Below are 4,554 nucleotides of genomic sequence, written 5' to 3' on the forward strand. Positions count from 1 at the left end.
TGGTGCACCATGAACTGGCCTTTGTGTTCCCCATCGGGGACCACGAGCACCGAGTTGTGGCCCGGCGCGAGCCAGGCGGTGTCACCGTCGAACTGGTAGCTGCCCAGGATTTTGGTGCCCACGGCGTGCGGAGCGGCCTCGACATCGGTCATGTCCGTACCGTTCGCATCACGGTACGGGCCGGTGATCTCGTCGGCCACCGCAACCCGCACGTTGTAGGTGTTGAACAGGGAGTCATAGGAGACGAAGAGGACATAGCGGTCATCCTCCTGCCGGTACTGGACGAAGGCTCCCTCGATGGCGCGGTCGACGTCGGTGTGCCGCCGGGCGATGCACGTGCCGAGGTCGCCCTCCACAAGCGCCGTCCCGGTTTCCGCATCCAGGCGCAGGGTGTGGATACCGCCGAAGAAGGAGCCGTAGGTCAGCCAGGGATCGCCGTTGCGGTCGAACGTAACGGCGGCGTCGATGGCGTTTTGCGCATCGCGGCCGGTGAGCGTCCGGACCACGAGTCCGCGGTCCTGCCACGGCCCGGCCGGGCTCGCCGCGACCGCCAACCCGATGGCCGAGGTGCGGGATCCGAACGTGGACGCCGAGTAGTACATGTGCCAGACCGGCTCCCCTGCCGCGGCCGGCCAGCGGACGACGTCCGGAGCCCAGAGACCCTTCGCGCCGGTCCACTCGGCCGCAGCCTCGGGCACACCGTTCAGGGCAGTGCCGCGGTAGGTCCATTCGACCAGGTCGGTTGAGGACCGCACATGAACTCCCGATGGGATCTCGGTTGAGTTGGCAACCGCGTCCGTCGAGAACATGTAGTAGGTGCCGTCGTCGTCCCTCACCACTGTTGGATCGTGCGCATGGCGCGCACCCCAGCTCTCAGGCCGGTCGGTGGATGCAGGCTGCAGGTTTCCCAGAAGTGACATCGGTCAGCCCTTGGATCCGGTGAGTGCGATGGACTCGATGATTTGGCGCTGGAACACGATGAACACGATCAGCACGGGAAGCAGCGCCACGAAGGAGGCCGCCATGATGAGCGGGTAGTCAGTCTGGATGGCGTACTGCGCGTTGAAGTTCGCAATGACCAGCTGCAGGGTCTGCACCTGGGGCGAGTTCAGGTAGATGATCGGGGCCAGGTAGTCGTTCCAGACAGCCATGAACCAGAGAATGAACTGTGCAGCGATAGCCGGCTTGATGATCGGGAAGATCAGCTTGAAGAAGATCTGGAGGTAGGACGCGCCGTCGATCCTGGCGGCCTCGATGATCGAGTCCGGCACCGAGGAAAGGTACTGGCGCAGGAAGAAGATCATGATGATGTTGCCGAAGATGAAGGGCACAATCAGCGGCAGCAGTGTGTCCACCCAGCCGATCGAGGCGAACATGGTGAACTGCGGAATCATCAGGGTGGGGAACGGAACCATGAGCGCCGCGAGCAGGCTCAGGAAAAGGACGTTCTTGAAAGGCATCCGCATCTTCGCGAAGGCGAAAGCCGCCAGGGCGGAAAAGAGCGTTCCGACGATGGTGACGGTGCAGGCCACGATCAGGCTGTTCTGAATACCGCTGAGCAACGGTCCGGCGGACCAGATGCGCAGGTAGTTTTCCCAGACGAACGGGTCGGGGATCCACTGCGGTGGCAGGGCGAACACGCCGTCGCGGGTTTTGAGCGACGTAGAGAACGTCCACAGCAGCGGAGCGACCATCACGACTGCGCCCAGGGAGAGAACGATCGTCACGATGATATTGCCGAGGCGACGCTTCCGCTCGGATTCGGTCAGCTTCGTGCGAACTGTAGGAGAGCCGCCGTTTGCACGCCTGGACTTATGGTCCGGAATGCCCTGCTCGGGCTGCAGGGGCGGCGGGGATGGGAGGACGCGTTGGGAGGACATGGTGACCTGCCTCAGTCAATCGAGAACTGGTTGCGGCGGTTGAGCCGGAACTGGATGAAGGTAATTAGGAACACCATGAGACCGAGCACGATGGACATGGCAGACGCATAGCCCATCTGCAGGTTGTCGAAGGCCTTTTGCCAGATGTACCAGACGATGGTTGCGGAGGAGAACTCTGGGCCGCCTGTCGGTGTCATGATGTTGATTTCAACGAAGACCTGGGAACCGCCGATAACGCTCGTGACCACCAGGAAGAAGGTGACCGGGCGCACCATCGGGACAGTGATGTTGCGGAACTGCTGCCAGGCACCGGCCCCGTCCAGGGCGGCCGCTTCGTAAAGGTGGCGCGGTACCGACTGCAGCGCGGCCAAGTACAGCAGCATGGAGAACCCGAGGCCCTTCCAGATGGCCATGATGATCAGTGCAGGCTTCACCGTTGCTGTGTCCTGGAGCCAGTTGGGACCGTCGATTCCCACAACGGCGAGGACCTGATTGATCAGGCCGAAGTCACCGTTGAATGCCCATTGCCACAAAATAGCGACGGCGGCGATGGAAGAGATCACCGGCACGTAGTACACGGTCCGGAAGAAAGTAGAACCGCGCATCTTCCGGTTCATGGCCAGGGCCAGGGCCAGGGAAATCACGAGGCCGACCGGAATGCCCAGCATCAGGAAGAACGTGTTGTACATGGCCTTCAGGAAGTACGGGTCCTTGACCATGGTGAGATAGTTGTCCAGCCCGTTGAAGACGGGCGGGGTGAGCCCGTTCCAGCTGGTGAACGACGCGTAGACGGAGAAAATCATCGGATAGAGGGTGAACAGCAGGAATCCGATGACCGGCAGGGCAACGAACGCCAGCGCAGTCCTGTGTTCCTGCCGGTGGAGCCGGGATCGGCGCGTGGTGGTGGACATCTGAAATCCTCGTTGATTCAAAAACGGGTGGCTTTGCCCGGCAGGTGCCGGCTGGAGCGGTGCCGTGGCCGGCCTTCGCGCGGCCACGGCACCTGGTCTGTTCAGCGGTTCGTCCGGCCTGTCCGGAGACTAGCCACCGATTCCTGCCTGCTGGTTTGCCGCGTCGAGGAACTGCTGCATCTTCGGCTGCGCTTCCTTCGCATACTCGGCGGCAGTTTTCTTGCCGTCCAGCACGGGCTGGATGTTGGTGAAGAACTCGTCATACCACTCAGCGTTGTAGGTGAGCTCGGACGGCAGGGGCCGTCCGTACTCACGGACCACCTGAAGGAACTCGCCCTTGTTGGCCGGCTTGGTGGACTCGTCGCTGGCCCATTCCTCAGCCATGTCTTCCAGGTTCGGGATCTGCACCCCGGCGTCGGTGAGAGTCTGCTGGGCTTCCTCGTTGGCGGAGAGGTAGGTGGCTAGTTTCGCTGCTTCCTCCGGGTGCTTGGACGCGTTGGACACCGCGATGCCGAGGGTCCCGGTATAGGTGGCAGGCTCACCGGTCGCACCGACCGGGTAGGGGATCAGGTCGTACTCAAAGGGAAGCTTTTCGTAGGTGGAAAGGTCCCAAGGGCCTACGGGGAAGAAGCCGATCTCGCCCTTCATCCACCGCTGGTAGGTGTCGAGGGTCTGTGCCTCACCAGCGGACGGGGTGACCTTGTGCTCGTTCTGCAGGTCCGCGAACCACTGCAGAGCCTCCGTGAACTCAGGAGTGTCGATGGTGACCTTGGTTCGGTCCTCGTTCAGCCAGTCACCGCCGTTTGACCAGACGAATGCCGGAAGGTTCCATGTGGCATTGAGGCCGGTGCCCCACTGGTCCAGCTTGCCGTCACCGTTGGTGTCCTTCGTGAGCTGCTTGGCTACCTCGACGAACTCGTCCATGGTGTAGGGCTTTTCAGGGTCGGGAAGCGGAATGCCGGCTTCCTCGAACATGGTCTTGTTGTAGCCGAAGGAGAACGGGCCGACGTCCTTGGGCAGCGCGTAAATCGCACCCTGGCCACTGAGCTCACCGTCGAAGCGGTAGCTGTCCACGCCGTAATCCCAGATGTTGTCCAGATCGATGTTCCCGGAGCCCTCGACGTGCTCTGTGATGTCCTTGATGATGCCGTTCTGCACGTAAGCCTGGACTTCGCCCGGGCTGATGTAGAAGACGTCCGGGATCTGGCGCCCGGAAATGGCTGCTTTGAGTTTGGTGGTGTACTGGTCAGCAGTTGTCTGGACCATTTTGACGTCGACGCCGTTGTCCTTCTCGAACTGCGCGACTGCCTGTTCGTACGCCTTCTTGTCATCGGGCCCACCGCGGTACATGAAGGTGAGGGTCTTTTCGCCATCATCGCCGCCGCCGCCGGCGGCCGCAGCGCACCCGCTGAGCAGGAAGCTTGCAGCTGCTGCTGCCGCGATGGTCTTGGTGATGGTACGTGACTTCATCATCACGTGGTCCTTCCGGTTAGAGGTTGATGTGGCACACCAGTTCGTTCTGGTTGCTGAGCCGGATTTACAACGTTGATTACAACGTTGAAAAAGAGAATGGCATAGATCACATTCGGGCGTCAACAGTGTTGCGGAAATTCCCGGCTGCACTCCTCGGACCCGACCGGCTCCACCCGCCAATCGTCAGGGAACAACTTACTAAACCTTGACGGCCCACTATTCGCATGCGATATTTTCAACGTTGTAAACACCAGCGCACTCCTGACCGAAAGGACCGTGATAATGACGTC

General features: G+C 61.4%; 4 protein-coding genes. All 4 read right to left on the reverse strand.

Annotated elements, in window-relative coordinates; all coding sequences use genetic code 11:
- Positions 1 to 920, reverse strand: a 920-nt coding sequence (locus RIF85_RS14605; protein ID WP_309072627.1) for an arabinan endo-1,5-alpha-L-arabinosidase, incomplete at its 3' end; no start/stop codon positions are given.
- A gap of 3 nt (positions 921 to 923) precedes the next feature.
- Complete coding sequence (locus tag RIF85_RS14610) at positions 924 to 1,880, reverse strand: carbohydrate ABC transporter permease (protein ID WP_309072628.1); 957 nt, start codon at positions 1,878 to 1,880, stop codon at positions 924 to 926.
- A gap of 11 nt (positions 1,881 to 1,891) precedes the next feature.
- On the reverse strand, positions 1,892 to 2,791 hold the full coding sequence (locus RIF85_RS14615) for a sugar ABC transporter permease (protein WP_309072629.1): 900 nt from the start codon (positions 2,789 to 2,791) through the stop codon (positions 1,892 to 1,894).
- Positions 2,792 to 2,920: 129 nt separating this feature from the next.
- Entirely contained in the window at positions 2,921 to 4,264 is a 1,344-nt protein-coding gene (locus RIF85_RS14620) for a sugar ABC transporter substrate-binding protein (RefSeq protein ID WP_309072630.1), read from the reverse strand.
- Positions 4,265 to 4,554: the final 290 nt, after the last annotated feature.

Source organism: Arthrobacter sp. (genome assembly GCF_031179385.1).
In the GTDB taxonomy this organism is placed as follows: Bacteria; Actinomycetota; Actinomycetes; order Actinomycetales; family Micrococcaceae; genus Arthrobacter_D.

Excerpts from the sequence above, each read along its gene's own strand:
- RIF85_RS14610 (WP_309072628.1), bottom strand. The coding sequence starts at position 1,880 with ATGTCCTCCCAACGCGTCCTCCCATCCCCGCCGCCCCTGCAGCCCGAG.
- RIF85_RS14615 (WP_309072629.1), bottom strand. The coding sequence starts at position 2,791 with ATGTCCACCACCACGCGCCGATCCCGGCTCCACCGGCAGGAACACAGG.
- RIF85_RS14620 (WP_309072630.1), bottom strand. The coding sequence starts at position 4,264 with ATGATGAAGTCACGTACCATCACCAAGACCATCGCGGCAGCAGCAGCT.